Source organism: Streptomyces sp. NPDC041713, from assembly GCF_055591085.1.
This window is the reverse complement of sequence record NZ_JBVIZY010000004.1, coordinates 748,827-768,030: the sequence shown is the minus strand read 5'-3', so window position 1 is coordinate 768,030 and position 19,204 is coordinate 748,827. Positions and strand designations below refer to the sequence as shown.

The following is a 19,204-nucleotide window of genomic DNA, read 5'->3' as shown; positions in this document are numbered from 1 at the left end:
CGGGCGGGGAGCGGGTGGGTCAGGAACCCGTCCGCTCCCAGCCCCGCCGGTCCGGCCGCGCCCCGACCCGCTTGGGATCCTTGGTGCGGTAGACCACGTACGGCCGGAACAGATACTGCACCGGTGCGCTGAACATGTGGATGAGCCGGGTGAACGGCACCAGCGCGATGAGGGCCATCCCGACCACCGCGTGGATCTCGTACAGCAGCGGCACCCCCGTCATCCGGTCGATGTCCGGCTGCAGCGTGAAGAGGCTGCGTGCCCATGGGGCAATGGACGCGCGGTAGTTGTAGCCGTCGCCCGACGCGTGCGTCAGCTTGGCGACCATGCCGAGCACGATCGCCGCGAACAGCACCAGGTACATCAGCTTGTCGTTGGCCGTCGTCGCACGGAACACCGGCGCGTTGGTCCGCCGCCGGTAGAGCAGCAGCAGGATGCCGAGGACCAGCAGGATGCCGGCCGCGGTGCCGCCGTACAGCGAGAACAGGTGGTACGTGTGCTCGGTCAGGCCCACCTTGTCCGTCCACGACTGCGGCAGGAACAGCCCCACCAGGTGGCCGACGAGCACGAAGAGGATGCCGTAGTGGAACATCGGCGACGCGATGTTCAGGAGCTTCGACTCGTACACCTGGGAGGAGCGGGTCGTCCACCCGAACTTGTCGTATCGGTAGCGCCAGACGATGCCCGCGACGAGCAGGACGAAGGCGACGTAGGGGAGCACGCCCCACAGCAGCGTTTTCATGAGGGGCGCTCCCCGATGAGTGCGAAGGGTTGCAGGCCGACGTCCTCGCGCGGCGGCCCGGAGCGGGCGAGGGCCTGGGCCTCGGCGCGGTCCTTGGGCGTGGGGCCCGGCAGGGTCGCGCACACCGCCTCCAGGACCGCCGCGTACGGCGTGCCGAAGTCGGCGAGCGCGATCCGCAGCAGTTCGAGGCCGCCGCGGTGTTCCGTCAGGAGCACCGGCCCGGCGTGCGCGGAGAACTCGAGGACCGCGGGCAGGAAGTCCGGCAGCTCCTCGTCGGTGAACTCCAGGCCGTGCTCGCGGTAGACCTCCTTGAAGCGGACCAGGGCCATGCCGCGCCGCCGGGTGTCGCCCTCCCGCCACCAGCTCAGGTACAGGCTGTGGCGGTTCTTGAAGTCGAAGACCTGGACGTAGTGGGCGGCGAGCTCGCGGGGCCCGGTGGTGCGGGCGTACTCCAGGAAGCCGCCGAGTTCCGCGGGCGCGGCCGCCGTCAGCAGGGGGAGCCGCTCGCGGAACTCCTCGTCGGGGTAGGCCAGGCAGTGCGCCGCGGCCTGGTAGAGCAGGGCGTGCCGGGTCACTCGTCGTCCTCCTTGGCCGCGTGGGCCTTCTCGGCCGCGCTGGGCTGTTCGTCGGCGGTCTGCCGGGCGCGCAGCGTGTGGAAGTTCTCGATGGTGACCAGCGGCAGCTGGCGGCGGCCGGAGTCCTGCCCGAAGGGCCCGTCGTCGCCCATGCCGGGGCCGCCCTCGTAGTCGAGGCTGCAGGAGTCCGGCAGCGCCGATTCCTCCAGGCGCTGCGCGTCGGCGACGGCCGCCGTCGGGATGACGTACCGGTCCTCGTACTTGGCGATGGCGAGCAGCCGGTACATCTCCTCGATCTCGGTGCCCGTCATCCCCACGGACCGTGCGGTCGCGTCGTCCGGCCGGTCGCCGAGGTTGATGGCCCGCATGTGGGCCCGCATCGCGGCGAGCTTCTCCAGGGAGGACCGGACGGGCCCGACGTCGCCCGCCGTGAAGATCTCCGCGAGGTACTCCAGGGGGATGCGCAGCGTGTCGATGGCGCCGAACAGATTGCCCAGGTCCTCGCCGTCGTGGCCGGTCTCGGTGAGCGCGTCGACGACGGGGGAGAGCGGCGGGATGTACCAGACCATCGGCATGGTGCGGTACTCCGGGTGCAGCGGGAGCGCCACCTTGTACTTGCTGATCAGCGCGTGCACGGGGGAGCGGCGGGCCGCCTCGATCCAGTCGTGGGAGATCCCGGAGCGTTCCGCGTCGCGCCGCACCTCGGGGTCGTCCGGGTCGAGGAAGACGCCCAACTGGGCGTCGTACAGCCGGTGGTCGTCGGGCTCGGAGGCGGCCGCCGTCACCTTGTCGGGGTCGTACAGGATCACACCGAGGTAGCGCAGCCGGCCCACGCACGTCTCCGAGCAGACCGTCGGCAGGCCCACCTCGACGCGCGGGTAGCACATGGTGCACTTCTCGGCCTTGCCGGTGCGGTGGTTGAAGTAGACCTTCTTGTACGGGCAGCCGGTCACGCACTTGCGCCAGCCCCGGCAGTGGTCCTGGTCGACGAGGACGATGCCGTCCTCGGAGCGCTTGTACATCGCGCCGGACGGGCAGGACGCCACGCACGACGGGTTCAGGCAGTGCTCGCAGATGCGCGGCAGATAGAACATGAAGGTCTGCTCGAAGGCGAATTTCACCTTCTCCGCAGCCTGTTCGCGGGTCTTGGCGACCATGGGGTCCAGGTGGCCGTGTTCGGTGGCGCCGCCGAGGTTGTCGTCCCAGTTGGAGGACCACTCGATCTTCATGGGCTTGCCGGAGATCAGCGAGCGCGGCTCGGCCACCGGGTAGTCGTCGCCGAGCGGGGCGTCGGTGAGGTTCCGGTACTCGTACGTCCAGGGCTCGTAGTAGTCCTTGATCTCCGGGAGCTTGGGGTTGGAGAAGATCTCCAGGAGCGACTTGACGCGGCCGCCGTTCTTGAGCTTCAGGGCGCCCTTCTTGTTCAGCTCCCAGCCGCCGCGCCACTTCTCCTGGTCCTCGTAGCGGCGCGGATAGCCCTGTCCCGGGCGGGTCTCGACGTTGTTGAACCAGACGTACTCCATGCCGTCGCGGTTGGTCCACGCCTGCTTGCAGGTGACCGAGCAGGTGTGGCACCCGATGCACTTGTCGAGATTCATGACCATCGCGATCTGGGCCATGACGCGTCGTCCGCCGTCGGCTCGGCCTCGGGCCATCAGTACTGCACCTCCTGGCTGCGGCGGCGGATGACCGTCACCTCGTCGCGCTGGTTGCCCGTCGGGCCCAGGTAGTTGAACGCCCAGGACAACTGGGCGTACCCGCCGATGAGATGGGACGGCTTGAGGATCAAGCGGGTCAGCGAGTTGTGGATGCCGCCGCGCTTGCCGGTGGTCTCCGCCTTGGGGACGTTCACGGTGCGCTCCTGCGCGTGGTGCATGAAGACGGTGCCGGCCGGCATGCGGTGCGAGACGATGGCGCGGGCCACCACCACGCCGTTGCGGTTGACGGCCTCGATCCAGTCGTTGTCCCGCACCCCGATCGCGTCCGCGTCCTGCGGCGCCATCCAGATGCACTGGCCGCCGCGCGAGAGCGACAGCATGAAGAGGTTGTCCTGGTACTCGGAGTGGATCGACCACTTGTTGTGCGGCGTGAGGTAACGGACCGTCACCTCCTTCTCGCCGTCCGGGCCGAGCCGTGGTTCGCCGAAGAGCCGGTTCATGTCGAGCGGCGGCCGGTAGACGGGCAGCGCCTCGCCCAGTTCGTGCATCCAGTCGTGGTCGATGAAGAAGTGCTGGCGCCCGGTGAGCGTGTGCCAGGGCTTGAGGTGCTCGGTGTTGAGCGTGAACGCCGTGTAGCGGCGCCCGCCGGACTCGCTGCCGCTCCACTCCGGCGAGGTGATCACCGGGACCGGCGCGGCCTGCGTGTCGGCGTACGTGACGCGCTTGCCCTCGTGCTCGGCGGCGAGGTGTGCCATCTCCTGGCCGGTGCGCGCCTCCAGGGTGTGGAAGCCCTGGGTGGCGAGGCGGCCGTTGGTCGTGCCGGACAGCGCGAGGATGGTGTTGGCGGCCTTCACCGCCGTGTCCAGGGCGGGCCGGCCGTCGGCGGGACCGCCGCGCACGACGCCGTTGCGCTCGCGCAGCTCGTCGACTTCCTGGTCCGGGTTGAAGGAGATCCCCTTCACCGGCAGCCCGAGCTTCTCCACCAGCGGGCCGAGCGCGGCGAACTTCGCGCCGATCGCGGTGTAGTCGCGCTCCACCACGGTGAGGTTCGGCATCGTCCTGCCCGGGACGGCCTCGCACTCCCCCTTGCGCCAGTCCAGGACGACCCCTCCGGGCTGCGCGGTCTCGCCGGGCGTGTCGTGCTGGAGCGCGGTGGCGACCAGGTCCTTGCGCACGCCGAGGTGGTCGACCGACAGTTCGCTGAGCCGGTCGGCGATGGCGTGGAAGGTGTCGAAGTCGGTGCGGGCCTGCCAGGGCGGGTCGACGGCCGGCGTGAAGGAGTGCACGTAGGGGTGCATGTCCGTGGTCGACAGGTCGTGCTTCTCGTACCAGGTGGCCGCGGGCAGCACCACGTCCGACAGGAGCGTCGAGGAGGTCTGGCGGAAGTCCAGGGAGACGAGCAGGTCGAGCTTGCCCTCGGGGGCCTCGTCGCGCCACGTCACCGTGGAGGGCCGCTCGTCCGGGCCCGCCTCTTCGGCGCGCAGCGAGGAGTGCGTGCCGAGCAGGTGCTTGGTGAAGTACTCGGCGCCCTTCGCGGACGAGCCGAGCAGGTTGGCGCGCCACAGGGTCAGCACGCGCGGCCAGTTCTCGGGGGCGTCGGGGTCCTCGCAGGCGAACTTGAGGGTGCCCGCCTTGAGCTCGTCGACGGCGCCCGCCACCGGGTCGCCCGCCCGCTCGCCGAGGTCCAGGGAGTTGCGGTCGAACGTCGGGTACGACGGCATCCAGCCGGTCCTTGCGGACAGCGCGAGACAGTCGGCGCCCGTCATCCCGGCGAACCGGCCCTCACCCAGCGGCGAGGCGAGGACGTCCGCCGCGAACCGGTCGTAACGCCATTGGTCGGTGTTGAGGAACCAGTACGCGGCGCCGATCATCTGCCGCGGCGGCCTGCTCCAGTCGGCCGCGCCGGCCAGCGTCGCCCAGCCGGTCACCGGACGGCACTTCTCCTGCCCCACGTAGTGCGCCCAGCCGCCGCCGTTGCGGCCCTGGCAGCCGGTGAGCTGCAGCAGCGCCAGGAAGGAGCGGTAGATCGTCTCCGAGTGGAACCAGTGGTTGGTGCCGGCGCCCATGAGGATCATGCAGCGGCCGCGGGACTTCTCCGCCGTCGCCGCGAACTCCCGCGCGATCTTCACGCACTTGGCGGCCGGTACGGAGGTGTGCGCCTCCTGCCAGGCGGGCGTGCCGGGGGTGTCCGCGTCCTCGTACGAGGCGGGCCAGGCGCCCGGCAGACCCTCGCGCCCCACCCCGTACTGCGCGAGCAGCAGGTCGAAGACCGTGGTGACCAGCGGCCCGTCCTGCCCGCCGAGCCGGGTGGCGGGCACGCCGCGCCGCACCACCTCGCCGCGGCCCTGGCCGTGGGTGCCGCCCTCGGTGTCGAAGCGCGGCAGCAGCACCTCGACGCCGGTCGCCACGTCCGAGCCGTGCAGGGACAACTGCGGGTCGATGTCACCGAGTTCGAGGTTCCACCTGCCCTTGCCGGATTCGGTCCAGCGAAAGCCCAGGGAGCCGTTCGGCACGGCGGGCCGGCCCGTGTTCGCGTCGAGCACCGCCGTCTTCCAGTCGCCGCCCTCGCCCTCGTCGCCGAGGTCGGTGGCGCGCAGGAACTTCGCGGGGACGTACGCGCCGTCCCGCTCGGTCAGGGTCACCAGGAAGGGCAGATCGGTGAACCGGCGGACGTAGTCGGTGAAGAACTCCGTCGGCCGGTCGACGAAGAACTCCTTCAGGATCACGTGGCCCATGGCGATGGCCAGCGCCCCGTCGGTGCCCGGATGCGGGTGCAGCCACTCGTCGGCGAACTTGGCGTTGTCGGCGTAGTCGGGCGCCACGACCACGACCTTCTGGCCCCGGTAGCGCGCCTCCGCCATCCAGTGCGCGTCCGGCGTCCGCGTCACCGGGACGTTCGAGCCCCACATCATCAGATACGCGGCGTCCCACCAGTCGCCCGACTCCGGCACGTCCGTCTGGTCGCCGAAGACCTGCGGGGAGGCGACCGGCAGGTCCGCGTACCAGTCGTAGAAGGAGAGCATCGGCGCGCCGATGAGGCTCATGAAGCGGGCCCCGGCCGCGTGCGACACCATCGACATCGCGGGGATGGGGGAGAAGCCGGCGACCCGGTCGGGCCCGTACGTCTTGATGGTGTGGACGTGCGCGGCCGCGATGATCTCGACGGCCTCGTCCCAGCTCGCCCGCACCAACCCGCCCTTGCCGCGCGCCTGTTGGTAGGTCCTGCGGCGCTCCGGATCGCCCTGGATGTCCGCCCAGGCGAGCACCGGGTCCCCGAGCCGCGCCTTCGCCTCCCGGTACATGTCGAGGAGGACGCCGCGCAGATACGGGTAGCGGACGCGCGTGGGGGAGTACGTGTACCAGGAGAACGCGGCGCCTCGCGGGCAGCCGCGCGGCTCGTACTCGGGGCGGTCGGGGCCGACGCTCGGGTAGTCCGTCGCCTGCGTCTCCCACGTGATGATGCCGTCCTTGACGTACACCTTCCAGCGGCAGGAGCCGGTGCAGTTCACGCCGTGCGTGGAGTTCACGACCTTGTCGTGGCTCCACCGGTCCCGGTAGAAGGCGTCCGCGTCCCGGCCGCCGGTCAGCCGCACGCTGTGCAGGTCGGGGGCGGGGGTGCCGCGCCGGAAGAACTTCCCCGCCCGCAGCAGGGCGGCGGCGGGCTCGGTCGTCTCTGTCACCGTGGAGCTCCCTAGGTCTGCCTCCCACCGAACCTAGGCGCGCGCGGCGCGGGGCACCTGTCGGCCGCCGCCGTACGGGTTGCGGGCCGGACCTATGGCTGCACGTCGACTTCGGGGACGAGCTGCGGGGGTTCTACCTGGACGCGTGCGGGTTCAGGGCGACGGGGGCGGGGCTGGTGGCGCTCTGAGGCGTGTGTGGCGGTGCGGGTGCGCTCTCGGGACCCGTGGTCGCGGCACTCTCACCGGGTGCCGAACCAGTGGGCGAGGGCCTCCCGCAGTGCGGGCGCGGCTGTTCCCGCGGGTTGGTCGATCCGTGCCGCCCAGGCCACGTGGGCGTCCGGGCGGATCAGGAGGGCGTCGGCGGGGCGCTCGTCGGTCTTGGCCGTGTGGACGTCGACCACCTCCCCCCAGCCGTCAGCGGCGACCTCGCGCAGGTCGGAGCGGTCGGCGAGGTCGATGAGAACCGGCCGGGCAGGGCGCAGCAGGTCGGCGACGCTGGTGACGCCCCGGTCGGTGTGGAGGGCGACGTCGCGGGCGAAGGTGCCGGCCAGCGGATGGGGGTCGGCACCGGGCATGGCGTAGCGGAGGTCGGCTCCGGCTACCAACGCTCCCATGCGGCGCAGCGGCTCCTCGTCGGTGAGCAGTTCCTGGAAGACCTCACGGAGCGCCTCCGCCGCCGGGTCGTGCCCGCGCCGCAGCGCGACCTGGGCGCGGGTGTGCAGCATGGTGCGGGCCGCGGCGAGGTGGCGTTCGTGGTGGTAGGTGTCCAGCAGACCGGGCGCCGCCCGTCCGAGCAGGTCGGCGGCGAGCTTCCAGGCCAGGTTGACCGCGTCGAGGAGGCCGGCGTTGAGCGCCGTGCCGGTGGCGGGGAACAGGTGCGCCGCGTCGCCCGCGAGCAGGATGCGCCCGGCCCGGAAGCGCTCGGCCTGGCGGGCCTTGAAGGTGAAGCGCGACAGCCGGGTCGATCCGGCCACGGGCAGGTCCGCCCCGAGCACGCGGCGCACGCTGTCCCGCAGTTCCGTCAGGGTCATCGGGACGTCGTCGTCGTACTCGGTGCCCTCGTCCTCGACGGTGTAGAGCGAGACGCTCCGGGCGCCGGGTGCGGAGCCTAGGCCGAAGAGGCCGTGCTCGGTGCGGGTGAAGCCGGCCCGGATCGTACCGAACCCGGGGACGTCGAGATCGCCGTTGCCGAGCACGGTGACCGCGTCGGGCAGGGTGACCTGCGCCAGCCGGTTGACCTCCGGATAGACGGTGCCGGGGAAGTCGATGCCCGACCGGTCGCGCACTCGGCTGCGCGCGCCGTCGCAGCCCACCAGGTAGCGGGCCCTCACCTGGTACGGCCCGTCCGGACCCCGCACGTCCACCGTCACCGCTGTCCCGTCCTGGTGCACCTCGGCCACCTCGTGCCCACGGCGTACGTCCACGCCGAGTTCACCGGCGCGCTCGTCGAGCAGCCGCTCCAGCCGCTGCTGCGGCAGCGGCAGCGCGTGCAGAGGCGGATCCGTCAGCCCGGTGAAGTCCAGGTGCACCCCGCCGAACGGGAACCGCGGCGCCGGGGCCGGGCCGGGGCAGGCGTCCTGGAAACGTTCCAACAGGCCCCGGTAGCGCAGCAGTTCCAGGATCTGGCCGCCGAGACCTCCGGCCTTGGGCGTGTCGCGGCGGTGCGGGTGCCGTTCCAGGACCAGCGGCCGCACTCCGGCCAGGCCCAGTTCGATCGCCAGCATGAGACCGGTCGGCCCGGCCCCCACGATGACCACGTCGTTCCTCACTGGCTCGCTCTCCCAAGATCTGTCGTCTTCTCGGATGTGTTTCATGTCAGCCCACGATGTCCGCGACGGTGGAGGACGGTGTGCTGAGGACGCCGTCGAACGCCTCCAGGACGGGCGTGTGCACGTAGGCGCTCTGGATGCGTATGCGGTCGGGGCCGGTCACCTCGTGCGCCCGGCGGAGATCGGCGAAGCTGAGCCCGAGCCCGGCGTCGAGGAACGCGACCTCGACGCTGCCCGGCTCGGGCGGCCGCAGCGCGGTGTGGTCGATGGTGAAGCCGAAGCGGGCGCTCTCGTCCGGACGCATGTCGGCGGTGTGTCCGGCCGGGCTGGTCAGCGCGAGCGCGAGGTAGTCGGCGCCCAGGCGGTCGTGCAGATACTGACCCATGGGCAGCCCGGTGAGTCGGCCGTCGAAGAAGACCGGTGTCTTCTGGATGTGGGCGTTGTGGGCCGCCAGCACGACGCGGGCCTCGGGGCCGGAGCGGTCCAGGTGCCACTGGACCGACTCGGCCATGTAGACGTCCCTGGCCGAGGTGTCGGCGGTCAGGCCGGTGTTCGCGTACAGGCCGGCCATGGCACGAAATCCGTGGTCGGCGCTGCAAGCGGCCTCCAGGCGGCGCAGGGCGATGTCGTAACTGGGCCGGTCGGCGCGGGAGAGGTACAGCAACTCGACGGCGCGGAACCGCGTGTGCAACCGCGTCAGGAGCGCGCTGAGGGCGTCCTGCTCCGCAGAGGCCAGGCGGGACCAGGCCGGCGCGGCCGACGCCGCGGAGGCGCCTGCGAACGACCCGGCGATCCGTAGCGCCTCCTGCGCCAACGGGAGAGCCTCGGGGTCGACTTGGCGCAGGTAGTCGGCGACCGGGGCCAGGGCGGGGAGCAGGGACCCGCCGGCCGCGGGAATGTCGATCCCGGCGAACCGCACCGGTTCGGCGGCCGAGGCGTTGTACCGGCGCATCCAGCGCAGCGGCTCGTCCACCCCCACGGGTATCGCCGCGCCGAGCCGGGTCGCCAGTTCGTCGTCCGCGCCCTCGCCCCGGGCCCAGGCGTCCAGGCCGATGCCCTCGCTGAAGCCGTACTCGAAGGCCAGGACGGTGAATCCGCAGCGCTCGACCAGGAACCGCAGGATGCGTCGGCGCATGACCGAGAACTCGGTGATGAAGTGGGAGTTCTCACCGACCGCGACGACGCGCGCGTCACCGACGAGGTCGCGCAGCGGCTCCAGGTCGTCGAGCGGCGCCTCGGGGTCGAGGTGGGTGAGCGGAACGGCGTGGTGGCGAAGCCAGCCGGCGAACGGGTCGTGGCGTGAGGGGGTGGGGAGGGAAGGGCCGCGGCGGGGCGGGGCAGGCATGCGGACGGCTCGATTCTGACAGTGAAAGTCTGCTGACGAAAGGTGAGGTGATGTCAAAGGGCAGCGTGAGCAGCAAGGTTGGGGTGAGAGTCGGATCGCCGGGCGGGGCGCATGGGACGGAGATGTCGGCGGAACCGGCCGCGCGCCCTACGGCCTGCGGGCCGCCGCCTCCTCCAACTCCGCCACGTTGCCGGACATGATCGCGGCGACGTGTTCGGTGAGATGCTCCAATGGCCAGTCCCACCACGCCAGTTCGAGAAGGCGGGTGATGTCGGCGTCGCTGTGGCGGCGGCGGATGAGCCCGGCGGGGTTGCCGCCGACGACGGCGTAGTCGGGCACGTCGTCCACGACCACGGCGCCGGAGGCGATGACCGCTCCGTGGCCGATGCGGACGCCCGGCATCACCATGGACCGGTAGCCGAACCAGACGTCGTTGCCCACCACGGTGTCACCGCGCCCGGGCAGGCCCGTGATGAGGTCGAAGTGTTCGGCCCAGGCGCCGCCCATGATCGGGAAAGGGAAGGTCGAGGGGCCGTCCATGCGGTGGTTGGCGCCGTTCATGATGAACCGGACGCCCTCGCCGAGCGCGCAGAACTTGCCGATCGCCAGTTTCTCGGGGCCGTAGTGGTACAGCACGTTGCGGGTCTCGAAGGCGGTCGGGTCACCGGGGTCGTCGTAGTACGAGAACTCGCCGACCTCGATCAGCGCGGAGGTCACCAGCGGTTTGAGCAGCACGACGCGAGACTGGCCGGGCATGGGGTGCAGCGCGTTCGGGTCCGGAGGGAGCGGCATGGGGTGATCGTCTTCTTCCCACGAGGTGGCGGAGGGCGGGGCGGAGAACGTCGGGCCCGTCGCCCTGACGTCATCCGGGGCGGACGAGGAGAGTCCTGGAACCTTGCTAACCGTACGGAACGTCTCGTACGGATAAGATGATGGGCGCGCGGTTGCCCGGCGTCAAGTACGGAACGTATCGTTTCGATAAGGAGGTTCAAGGGCGGGCTCGCAGACGCACCGCACCGGACGGGCGCTCACCGTGCCTCCCGAGGGCGACGAGCCCGCCGCGCCGGACTGCCTCTGCGTGCACCGCTCGGCCGACGCACGGCCTACGCCGAGAGGGGCGACCTGAATCCGCGCCGCCGTCACCGGCCCCGCCCGTACGGAACGCTCCGTACCGATAAGCTGACGGCATGACCGACACGCCCCACCGTCGCGGTGCCGACCGGACCGAGGCCATCATGCGGGCCACTCTGGAACTCGGACAGGAGATCGGCTACGCCAAACTGAGCATGGAGGCGGTCGCCGCCCGGGCCGGCGCCAGCAAGCAGACCATCTACCGCCGGTGGTCGTCCAAGGCGGCCCTGTTGTTCGACTCGCTGTTGTCGTTGAACGGGCCGTCCCTGGACTACCCGGACACCGGCGACGTCGTGGCCGACCTGCGCGCCCAGATCCGCTCGGCCGTCGATCTGCTGTCGGGGCCACCCGTCGGGCCGTTGTTCAGGGCCCTGATCGGTGAGGCCCAGCACGATCGCCAGATCGCCGCCGCGCTCAACGAGCAATTCATCGCCCCGCAGGCGGACAAGACGGTCGCCCGCCTGAAGGCGGCCCGCGACCAAGGCCAGTTGTCGCCCGCCTTCGACCTCACCCTGGCGATGGCGATCCTGTCCGGCCCGCTCTACTTCCAACTCCTGATCACCCAGGAACCACTGACACACGCGTACGTCGACCGGATCCTCGACGCCCTCTTCGCCGGAATGGGCCCCGCCCACGCGCAGTGACGTCACGAGGACGGGGCCCCTTACCTGCGACGTAATCGACCAGGTCACGCCGTACGGACACAGTGGTGTCCACGGATCCGGTCCGGCGCACTCCGGACCGGGTCCGGCACCCGACATCCGTCTCCCCATGGAGGTACTCCGTCATGGCCACGTCCACGCCCGCGTACCCGCTCGCCGCCCTGGCCCGTACCGCCGACCCTAAGGCGGTGCTGCGCCGCTTCCTCGGCCTGGACGCGGTCGTCACCGGCGCCAACGGTCTCGCGTACGCCGCCGCGCCGGGGCCGCTCGGCGACCTCCTCGGCGTCGACTCCGGGCTGCTCCTCGGCCTCGGGATCGGGCTCGTCCTGTACGCGGCGGGGGTCGGGCTGCTCGCCGCCCGCACGAGCCCGCCCGGGGCCGCTGTGCAGGCGGTCGTCGAGGCGAACGCCGTCTGGGCCCTGCTCTCCCTCGTCGCGCTCTTCGCCTGGCTGTCGCCGGGCGCCGCCGGAACGGTGTGGATCCCGCTGCAGGCCGTGGTCGTGGGCGCCTTCGCCGTGGCGCAGTACGCGGCGCTGCGGGCGCTGCGGGCCCGGCGGGGCCGCCTCTAGGGCATGTGCGTCTGCAGATACTTGGCTGTCGCCGGGTCGGCCGGGAGCAGGGTCTCGACGGCCAGCTCGGCGACCGTCACGTCCATCGGGGTGTTGAAGGTCGAGATCGACGAGATGAACGACAGCACGTGCCCGTCGTGCTCGATCCGCAGCGGCAGCGCGAAGTAGGGCACGTCCGTCCCGGCCTCGAAGGCGTCCACGCCGGGATCGGCCACCGGGTACGCCGCCACCTCCTCGTACACCTCCCGCAGCGCGTCGGAGCGCTGCAGCGCGATCTGCCGCTCCATCTGGTGCAGCAGGTGGCCCCGCCACTCGCGCAGGTTGCGGATCCGGGGGGCGAGGCCCTCCGGGTGGAGCGTGAGGCGCATCGCGTTGAGGGGCGGGGCCAGGAGGTGCTCGGGGAGCCCGTCGAGCATCATCGCGATGCCGCGGTTCGCCGCGATCACGCCGTACGTCGCGTCGACCACCAGCGCCGGATAGGGCTCGTACCCGGCGAGGAGCTGTTCGAGGCCCTCGCGCAGGGTGCCCATGGACGGGTCGTCCAGCGGGGTCTCCCGGTAGCGGGGGGCGTAACCGGCCGCCAGGAGAAGGGAGTTGCGCTCCCGCATCGGCACGTCGAGATGGTCGGCCAGACGCAGCAGGAACTCCTCGCTCGGCCGCGACCGGCCCGTCTCGACGAAGCTGATGTGCCGGGCGGAGGAGTCGGCGCGCAGCGCCAGGTCCAGCTGACTCACCCGGCGCCGCTCACGCCAGCCGCGCAGCAGCGGCCCCACTCCTGATGCGTGATCGGCGGCGGTCCCCTTGGCCCTGCCTCCGGTGGTCCCCTTGGCGCGCGCGGCGGTCGTCATACGTAGACGGTAAGCGAACACACCGTGTGGCAAGGTGACTCGGTGGCCGGCCGTCCGGCCGCCGAGACGCCCCCACCCCGTCCCCCGAAGGAGCGTGGCCGCCCATGAACCCCGAACCCCTCTCGCAGAAGGAGATCGAGGACCGCCTCGCCGAGCTGCCCGGCTGGTCCGTGGCGGACGGCAGGCTGACCCGCTCCTACCGGCTCGGCACGCACTTCGCCGCGACCGGCCTGGTCGTCCACATCGCCCAGACGCAGGAAGAGCTCGGCCACCACTCCGACCTGACGCTCGGTTACCACACCGTCCGGCTGGCCGTGCACACGCACAGCGCGGGTGGCGCACTCACCGGGCTCGACTTCCAACTCGCGCGCAGGGTCGAGGAGTTGGCGCCCGGCCACGGCGCCGAGTAACGGGGAATGAGTTGGGTAATGGGAAATGAGTTACTGACGGTGCGGAAGGGGAAATTGTCGCCCCGCGGCGGAGCATCCGGCGGCATACGAACTTTCATTCGACATCGCGCGAACCCGGGATCTCCGCGAGAATAGGAATGGTAAATTCCGGTGAAATAGGAATCGAGAATTCCGCTGTAGCGCGCGTCTCGGATGGCTAAATTCTCCACGCCCCAATGGAGTTGATTGAAGTGTGCGGTACTCTGTTCCGCAGGCGCATAATTCAGCGATGAAGGAATCCACATCACGGGGGCTGCTCGGATGATAAAGGTTCTGCTGGTCGACAACGAAAAGATCGTCATCGAGGGATTATGCAAGCTCCTGGAGGGATTCGCGGAGTTCTCCGTGGTCTCGCTCGCTTGCGACGGCCCGTCGGCGCTGCGCCAGATGCGGCTGCACTTCCCGCACATCGTTCTGATGGGTCTCGGCGTTCCGGGCATGGGGGGTGTCGGGGCGACCCGCGCGATTCGCCGGGACTTCAGCCACACGCGGATCGTCATCCTGACCTCCAATCAGCAGCCCGTCTATATGCGGGAGGCGTTCCAGGCCGGCGCCAACGCCTACCTGTCGCGCACCATCGGCGCCAGCGAGCTCCGCACCGCCCTGCTCACGGTGCACCGGGAGGGAGTGGCCCTCTCGTCCGAGACCGCCGCGCACGTCCTCGGGCTCGTGTCCGAGCGGCCGGTCGCGGGCGGCTCGCCGCTCGCCCGGCTCACGGAGCGCGAGCGGCAGATCCTGTACCTGGTCGCCGATGACCAGGAGACCGGGCACATCGCCAAGTTCCTGGGCATCAGCCCGAAGACCGTCCGGAACTACCTCAGCCGCATCTACGCCAAACTCGGCACCCCGAACCGGGTGCAGACCGTGCTGTACGCCCGGCGTTTCCTGGGCCAGCCGGCCGATCTGCCCGCCGAGTCGTAGTTCCCCGCACGCCTCCCTTCCCCTCCGGAACGCCTTGCCGCGTCGTTCTTAGATACGCTACGCTCCTCGTATCGTATTTAAATGGGAGCCCGACGGATGCAAAGGGACCCTGGCTGAGGGGAGGGGGCCATGGCGCGCGGCCGCTGGTGGACGCTGGGCGTGGTGTGTGTCGGCAGTTTCATGCTGCTGCTCGACGTCACCATCGTGAACATCGCGCTGCCCGAGATCGAGAGCGCCCTCGACGCGACGCTCACCGATCTCCAGTGGGTGGTCGCCGCCTACGCGGTCGCGCTGTCGGCGGCCCTGCTCACGGCGGGCTCGCTCGCCGACAAGTTCGGGCGGCGCGCCCTCTTCTCCTGGGGGATGGTGCTGTTCTGCGTCGCCTCGTTCCTGTGCGGCGTGGCCGGCGATCCGCTGGTGCTCATCCTGGCGCGCGCGCTCCAGGGGGTGGGCGGTGCCGCCATGCTCGCCACCTCGCTCGCCCTGCTCGCCGCCGCCTACCCGGAGAGCAAGGACCGGCATGTCGCGCTCGCCGTCTGGGGAGCGGTCAGCGGGGCCGCCCTCGCCGTCGGACCGCTCGCCGGAGGGCTGCTGGTCGAGGGCGCGGGATGGCGGTGGATCTTCCTGGTCAACCTGCCGGTCGGCGCGCTGGCCCTGCTCGCCGCCCTGACCAGGGTCGACGAGTCCAGGGCGCCGTCCGCGGGTCGCATCGACTGGCCGGGCTTCCTCACCCTCGGCACCGCCCTCGGCTCCCTCTCGTTCGCCCTGCTCCGGGCCAACGAGGAGGGCTGGGGCAGCTTCCAGGTGGTGGGCGCCTTCGTGGTCGCCGCCGCCGGACTGGCCCTGTTCGTCCTCGTCGAGCGGGTCCGGCGCGACCCGATGCTGCCGGGCAGCGTCTTCACCCGGATCACCACCACGGGCGCCAGCGTCGGAGTCCTCGCGATGAGCGCCACCGCCTTCGCGCTGCTGCTGTATCTGACGCTCTATCTGCAGACGGTGCTCGGCCTCGAACCGCTCGCGGCGGGACTGCGCCTGCTGCCGCTCACCCTGTCCATCTTCGTGGCCTCCGCGCTCGCCGCACGGCTCGGCACCGTACTGCCCGCGCGCTGGCTGGTCTCGTCGGGTCTCGCCTGCATCGGTGTCGGCCTGCTCCTGATGGGCGGCCTCGACGTGGGCGACGCCTGGACCGCGCTGCTCGCCGGGCAACTCGTCACCGGTCTCGGGGTCGGCCTGGTCAACCCCAATGTGGTGGCCGCCGCGATGGGCGCGGTCGAACCGTCGAGGGCAGGCATCGCCTCCGGCCTGAGCAACACCTGCCGCTCGCTGGGGATCGCCGTGGGCATCGCGTCCCTCGGCGCCGTCTTCGCCGACCGGGTGCGCGACGGAGTGCGCGAGGAGCTGGCCGGTACGCCGCTGTCCGGCCGGGCCGACGAGTTGTCCGACGCCGTGTCGTCGGGCCAGGTCGGCGAGGTGATCGGCAGACTCCCGCCCAAGGAGCGCGGAGTGTTCTCGCACGCCGCCGAGGCCGGCTTCATCGACGGCCTCAACTCGATCCTGGTCGTCGCGGCGATCGTCGCATTCGTCGGCGCGGTCGCCGTGCTGCCGCTCATCAGGAGCCGGGACATCGACACGTCGGACCCGGACGGCGAGCGCATGGCGATGACGGCGGGGCACTGAGCACGGCACCGGACCGACCACCCCGGCCACCCACACCCAGGAGCCCGACGAATGAAGACCGAACAGATCCAGGCATGCGTCGTCGGCGGGGGGCCCGCCGGCATGATGACGGGTCTCCTGCTCGCCCGCCAAGGGGTGGACGTCGTCGTCCTGGAGAAGCACGGCGACTTCCTGCGGGACTTCCGCGGCGACACCGTGCACCCCTCGACCCTGCGGATCTTCGAGGAGCTCGGCCTGATCGACGAGTTCCTGCAGATCCCGCACAGCAAGGTCTCCACCATCACGGTGGAGACCCCGGCCGGGCCCACCGACTTCGCGGACTTCTCCAAGCTCGGCGGCCGTTACCCGTACATCGCGTTCATGCCCCAGTGGGACGTGCTCGACTTCCTGGCCCGCAAGGCGGCGGAGCTGCCCGGCTTCCGGCTGATCCAGAAGGCGGAGGCCGTCGACGTGATCCGCGAGGGCGACGAGGTACGAGGCGTCCGCGCCGAAACCCCCGACGGGCCCCTGGAGTTCCGGACCAACCTCGTCATCGCCGCCGACGGACGGCACTCGTCCATGCGACGGGCCGTCGGACTCCCCGTGATCTCCGGGGCGGCGCCCATGGACGTGCTCTGGTTCCGGTTGAGCAGAGAACCGGACGAAACCATGAGTTTCCTGCACACGGGATCGGGCTTCGTGCTGATCACCATCGACCGCGGCGACTACTGGCAGATCGCGTACGTCATCCCGCAGGGCCAGTACGAAACCGTCCGGCACGAGGGCCTCGGCCGGCTGCACGCCGATGTGACCGCCATACACGCGGAGTTCGCCGGCCGGCTGCGCGCGGAGATCGACGACTGGGACGACGTGAAGCTGCTGAGCGTCCGCGTCGACCGGCTCCGCACCTGGTACCGCCGGGGACTGCTGTGCATCGGGGACGCCGCGCACGCGATGTCGCCCGCGGGCGGGGTCGGGATCAACCTCGCGGTGCAGGACGGGGTGGCCGCGGCCCGGATGCTGGGGCCGGTCCTGCGCGCCGGACGACGGCCCACCCGGAAGGAACTCTCCCGCGTCCAGCGCCGGCGCGCGTTCCCCGTCCGCGCCATGCAACTGGCACAGGTCCACATGCTCGCCGACCTCTACCCCAAGGACCGGCACTCCACGGTCGAGCGGCCGTTCGCCGCGCGCCTCGTGCGGAGGTTCCCCTTCCTCACCCGCTGGACCGCCCACTTCATCGGGGTCGGGCTGCGTCCGGAACGGGTCGGCCGTGACTGATCACGGGTCGGCCGTGACTGAACGGCCTGCCGTCAGGCCCGCAGAGCGGGCCAGATCGTGTCGAGCACGCTGTCGGCCCAGTCGGCGGGCGCGGAGCCCTGGACCGCGGACCGGGCGATGAACGAACCGGCCATCATGGTGACCACTGTTTGGTAATCGGCGTCCGGGCGCAGCTCGCCGTCGCGCACGCCCGCCTGCAGCGCGCCGAGCAGAATGTCGAGCCGTGGCTGAAGCACACCTTCGCGGAATGCGCGGGTGAATTCCGGGTCTTCGTCGCCGTGCAGGAGGGCGGCCAGAGCACGCAGCCCCACGACCTCCTCCAGGCCGTACCTGAATTGCCTCAGCAACTCGGCGACCCGTTCCCGGGCCGACAGGTCGGCCGGCGGCTCCGGCATGTCTTCGACGAACGCAAGGGACGCCCGCAGCAATTCATAGCGGTTCTTGTGTCTGCGGTAGATCGTGGTCTTCGCGGAGCCCGAATAAAGGGCCACGGCCTCGACCGTGACCCCCTGAGGGCCCCGTTCGCGCAGCAATTTCAGTGCGGCCGCGACGATTTCCCGGGACACTTCCGCGCTGCGCGGGCGCCCCGGCGACGGTCGGGTCGTATTCTCCTGAGCCATTCAAGCCATTGTAACGACGGCTATCGGCCGCCGGAGCCCTCGGGATGGACACCACCGAACCAGCGCACCGGCGCTCCCGCGGTGTAGAGCCTGCCGAGGCTGTCGAGCATCGGGCCGCGGCCGTCGGTGCTGCGCCCGAGGGAAGCCAGCCACTGCCGTCCACCGCCCGGCAGGCAGCGGGCGCCGAGACCGACCAGCGCCCGTCCCGGACCTGCTTCGACATACGTGTCGGAGCCCAGGCCGTCCAGCGTTCGGATCGCGTCCAGGAAGCGGACCGGGCCGCGCATATGGCGGCGCCAGTGCCCCGGCTCGCTCATCGCGGCGGCGTCCACCACTGTGCCGGTCACCGTCGAGACCAGCGGAATCCGCGGCGCCGCGAAGGTGACCGTCGCGGCGGCCTCCGCCAACGCGTCGAGCGCCGGTTCCTGGAGCGGGGAGTGCAGGCCCTGCGGCACGGGCAGCCGGCTCACCCGTACACCGTCCGCCTCCAGACGGTCCGTCAGCCTGGTCAGGGCCCCGATCTCGCCGGAGATCGACACCTCGTGCTCCGAGACGACCGCGGCGACGTCCACCGCTTCCGTACCGTCCGCGAGCAGTTCGCGTGCCGCGGCCTCGTCGAGCGTGACCATCGCCATCGCGCCGTCCGTCACCCGCGCCGCCAGCGAGGCCTCGGTGCCGAGCAGCCATATCGCCGCCTCGGGGGTGAGCACCCCGGCGCAGCACGCCGCGGTGTACTCGCCCGAGCTGAACCCGAGCACGGCGGTCGGCTCGATGCCCCAGCCGCGCCACAGGGCGGTGAGCGCGAGGCTCACGCTGAACGTGCCCAGCGCGGCGGCCACCAGCCGGTGCACGGCGTCGCCGCGTCCCGACCCCGGATCGAGCAGTTCCTGCAGCGGATGGTCGAGGAAGGGCCGGGCGGCCTCGGCGCAGCGGTCGACGACGGACCGGAACACCGGCGCCGTGCGGTAGAGCCCGTGCGCCATGCCGAGGAACTGCGCACCCTGGCCACTGAACAGGAACGCGACGCGCGGTCCGTCCGCGCGGGCCGCCCCGGCCGACACCCCGCGCGCCGTGGTGCCGTCGAGGTACGCCCGCAGGCCCGCCGCCAACTCGTCGGCGTCCCGTCCGGTCACCGCGAGCCGGTGCGTGTGGTGCCGGGCCGCGGCGGCGGTGGCGCACAGTGCGCCGGGAGAGGCGGCGCCGAGCTCCGAGAGTGAGCGCACGGCGGCGAGGGCGCGGTCCGCGAGTGCCTCCGCGGTGGCCGCCGAGAGCGGTAGCAGATGTGTGGTGGGCGTGGTCAT

The 19,204-nt window shown here is 71.2% G+C and carries 16 protein-coding genes; 6 read left to right on the top strand and 10 right to left on the bottom strand.

Going from position 1 to position 19,204, the window contains the following annotated elements:
• Positions 1-19: 19 nt before the first annotated feature.
• The 7 genes from narI to ACZ6CV_RS16300 form a co-directional block, all read right to left on the bottom strand.
• Positions 20-742 carry a respiratory nitrate reductase subunit gamma gene (gene narI / locus ACZ6CV_RS16330; protein ID WP_469251423.1) on the bottom strand — a complete coding sequence of 241 codons (723 nt, stop codon included), beginning with the start codon at positions 740-742 and terminating at the stop codon, positions 20-22.
• A complete protein-coding gene (narJ, locus tag ACZ6CV_RS16325; RefSeq protein WP_469251422.1) occupies positions 739-1,317 on the bottom strand; it encodes a nitrate reductase molybdenum cofactor assembly chaperone in 579 nt (192 codons plus the stop codon). Before narJ ends, narI begins: the two co-directional genes overlap by 4 nt.
• Positions 1,314-2,972, bottom strand: coding sequence for a nitrate reductase subunit beta (narH, locus tag ACZ6CV_RS16320; protein ID WP_469251421.1), 1,659 nt, complete (start codon positions 2,970-2,972; stop codon positions 1,314-1,316). The genes narJ and narH overlap by 4 nt, the downstream gene beginning before the upstream one ends.
• Positions 2,972-6,655 carry a nitrate reductase subunit alpha gene (locus ACZ6CV_RS16315; RefSeq protein WP_469251420.1) on the bottom strand — a complete coding sequence of 1,228 codons (3,684 nt, stop codon included), beginning with the start codon at positions 6,653-6,655 and terminating at the stop codon, positions 2,972-2,974. Before ACZ6CV_RS16315 ends, narH begins: the two co-directional genes overlap by 1 nt.
• 239 nt (positions 6,656-6,894) lie before the next feature.
• Positions 6,895-8,424, bottom strand: a complete 1,530-nt coding sequence (locus ACZ6CV_RS16310) for an FAD-dependent monooxygenase (protein ID WP_469251419.1) — start codon at positions 8,422-8,424, stop codon at positions 6,895-6,897.
• Between the two features lie 46 nt (positions 8,425-8,470).
• On the bottom strand, positions 8,471-9,769 hold the full coding sequence (locus ACZ6CV_RS16305) for an erythromycin esterase family protein (protein WP_469251418.1): 1,299 nt from the start codon (positions 9,767-9,769) through the stop codon (positions 8,471-8,473).
• Positions 9,770-9,916: 147 nt separating this feature from the next.
• Positions 9,917-10,561: a CatB-related O-acetyltransferase gene (locus ACZ6CV_RS16300; protein WP_469251417.1), complete on the bottom strand. Its 645-nt coding sequence runs from the start codon at positions 10,559-10,561 to the stop codon at positions 9,917-9,919.
• Between the two features lie 395 nt (positions 10,562-10,956).
• On the opposite strand from ACZ6CV_RS16300, the gene ACZ6CV_RS16295 reads away from it, so the two are divergent.
• Positions 10,957-11,544, top strand: coding sequence for a TetR/AcrR family transcriptional regulator (locus tag ACZ6CV_RS16295; protein ID WP_469251416.1), 588 nt, complete (start codon positions 10,957-10,959; stop codon positions 11,542-11,544).
• A gap of 143 nt (positions 11,545-11,687) precedes the next feature.
• Positions 11,688-12,131 carry a hypothetical protein gene (locus ACZ6CV_RS16290; RefSeq protein WP_469251415.1) on the top strand — a complete coding sequence of 148 codons (444 nt, stop codon included), beginning with the start codon at positions 11,688-11,690 and terminating at the stop codon, positions 12,129-12,131.
• Here ACZ6CV_RS16290 and ACZ6CV_RS16285 read toward each other — a convergent pair.
• Positions 12,128-12,979 carry a helix-turn-helix domain-containing protein gene (locus tag ACZ6CV_RS16285; RefSeq protein WP_469251414.1) on the bottom strand — a complete coding sequence of 284 codons (852 nt, stop codon included), beginning with the start codon at positions 12,977-12,979 and terminating at the stop codon, positions 12,128-12,130. The genes ACZ6CV_RS16290 and ACZ6CV_RS16285 overlap by 4 nt on opposite strands.
• A 104-nt stretch (positions 12,980-13,083) precedes the next feature.
• Here ACZ6CV_RS16285 and ACZ6CV_RS16280 point away from each other — a divergent pair, with 104 nt between their 5' ends.
• The 4 genes from ACZ6CV_RS16280 to ACZ6CV_RS16265 all read left to right on the top strand — a co-directional run bounded on the left by ACZ6CV_RS16280 (position 13,084) and on the right by ACZ6CV_RS16265 (position 17,283).
• The gene (locus ACZ6CV_RS16280; protein ID WP_469251413.1) at positions 13,084-13,389 is read left to right on the top strand and encodes a 4a-hydroxytetrahydrobiopterin dehydratase; all 306 of its coding nucleotides are present in this window, start codon (positions 13,084-13,086) and stop codon (positions 13,387-13,389) included.
• Between the two features lie 300 nt (positions 13,390-13,689).
• A complete protein-coding gene (locus ACZ6CV_RS16275) occupies positions 13,690-14,349 on the top strand; it encodes a response regulator transcription factor (RefSeq protein WP_362360455.1) in 660 nt (219 codons plus the stop codon).
• A gap of 129 nt (positions 14,350-14,478) precedes the next feature.
• Positions 14,479-16,026 (top strand): MFS transporter, encoded by a 1,548-nt coding sequence (locus ACZ6CV_RS16270; protein ID WP_469251412.1) that lies wholly within the window; start codon positions 14,479-14,481, stop codon positions 16,024-16,026.
• Positions 16,027-16,077: 51 nt separating this feature from the next.
• Positions 16,078-17,283 carry an FAD-dependent oxidoreductase gene (locus ACZ6CV_RS16265; protein ID WP_469251411.1) on the top strand — a complete coding sequence of 402 codons (1,206 nt, stop codon included), beginning with the start codon at positions 16,078-16,080 and terminating at the stop codon, positions 17,281-17,283.
• A 32-nt stretch (positions 17,284-17,315) separates the two neighbouring features.
• Here ACZ6CV_RS16265 and ACZ6CV_RS16260 read toward each other — a convergent pair whose 3' ends face one another.
• Together ACZ6CV_RS16260 and ACZ6CV_RS16255 are read right to left on the bottom strand one after the other, a co-directional pair.
• A complete protein-coding gene (locus ACZ6CV_RS16260) occupies positions 17,316-17,903 on the bottom strand; it encodes a TetR/AcrR family transcriptional regulator (protein WP_469251410.1) in 588 nt (195 codons plus the stop codon).
• 20 nt (positions 17,904-17,923) lie between these two features.
• A complete protein-coding gene (locus ACZ6CV_RS16255) occupies positions 17,924-19,204 on the bottom strand; it encodes an acyltransferase domain-containing protein (protein ID WP_469251409.1) in 1,281 nt (426 codons plus the stop codon).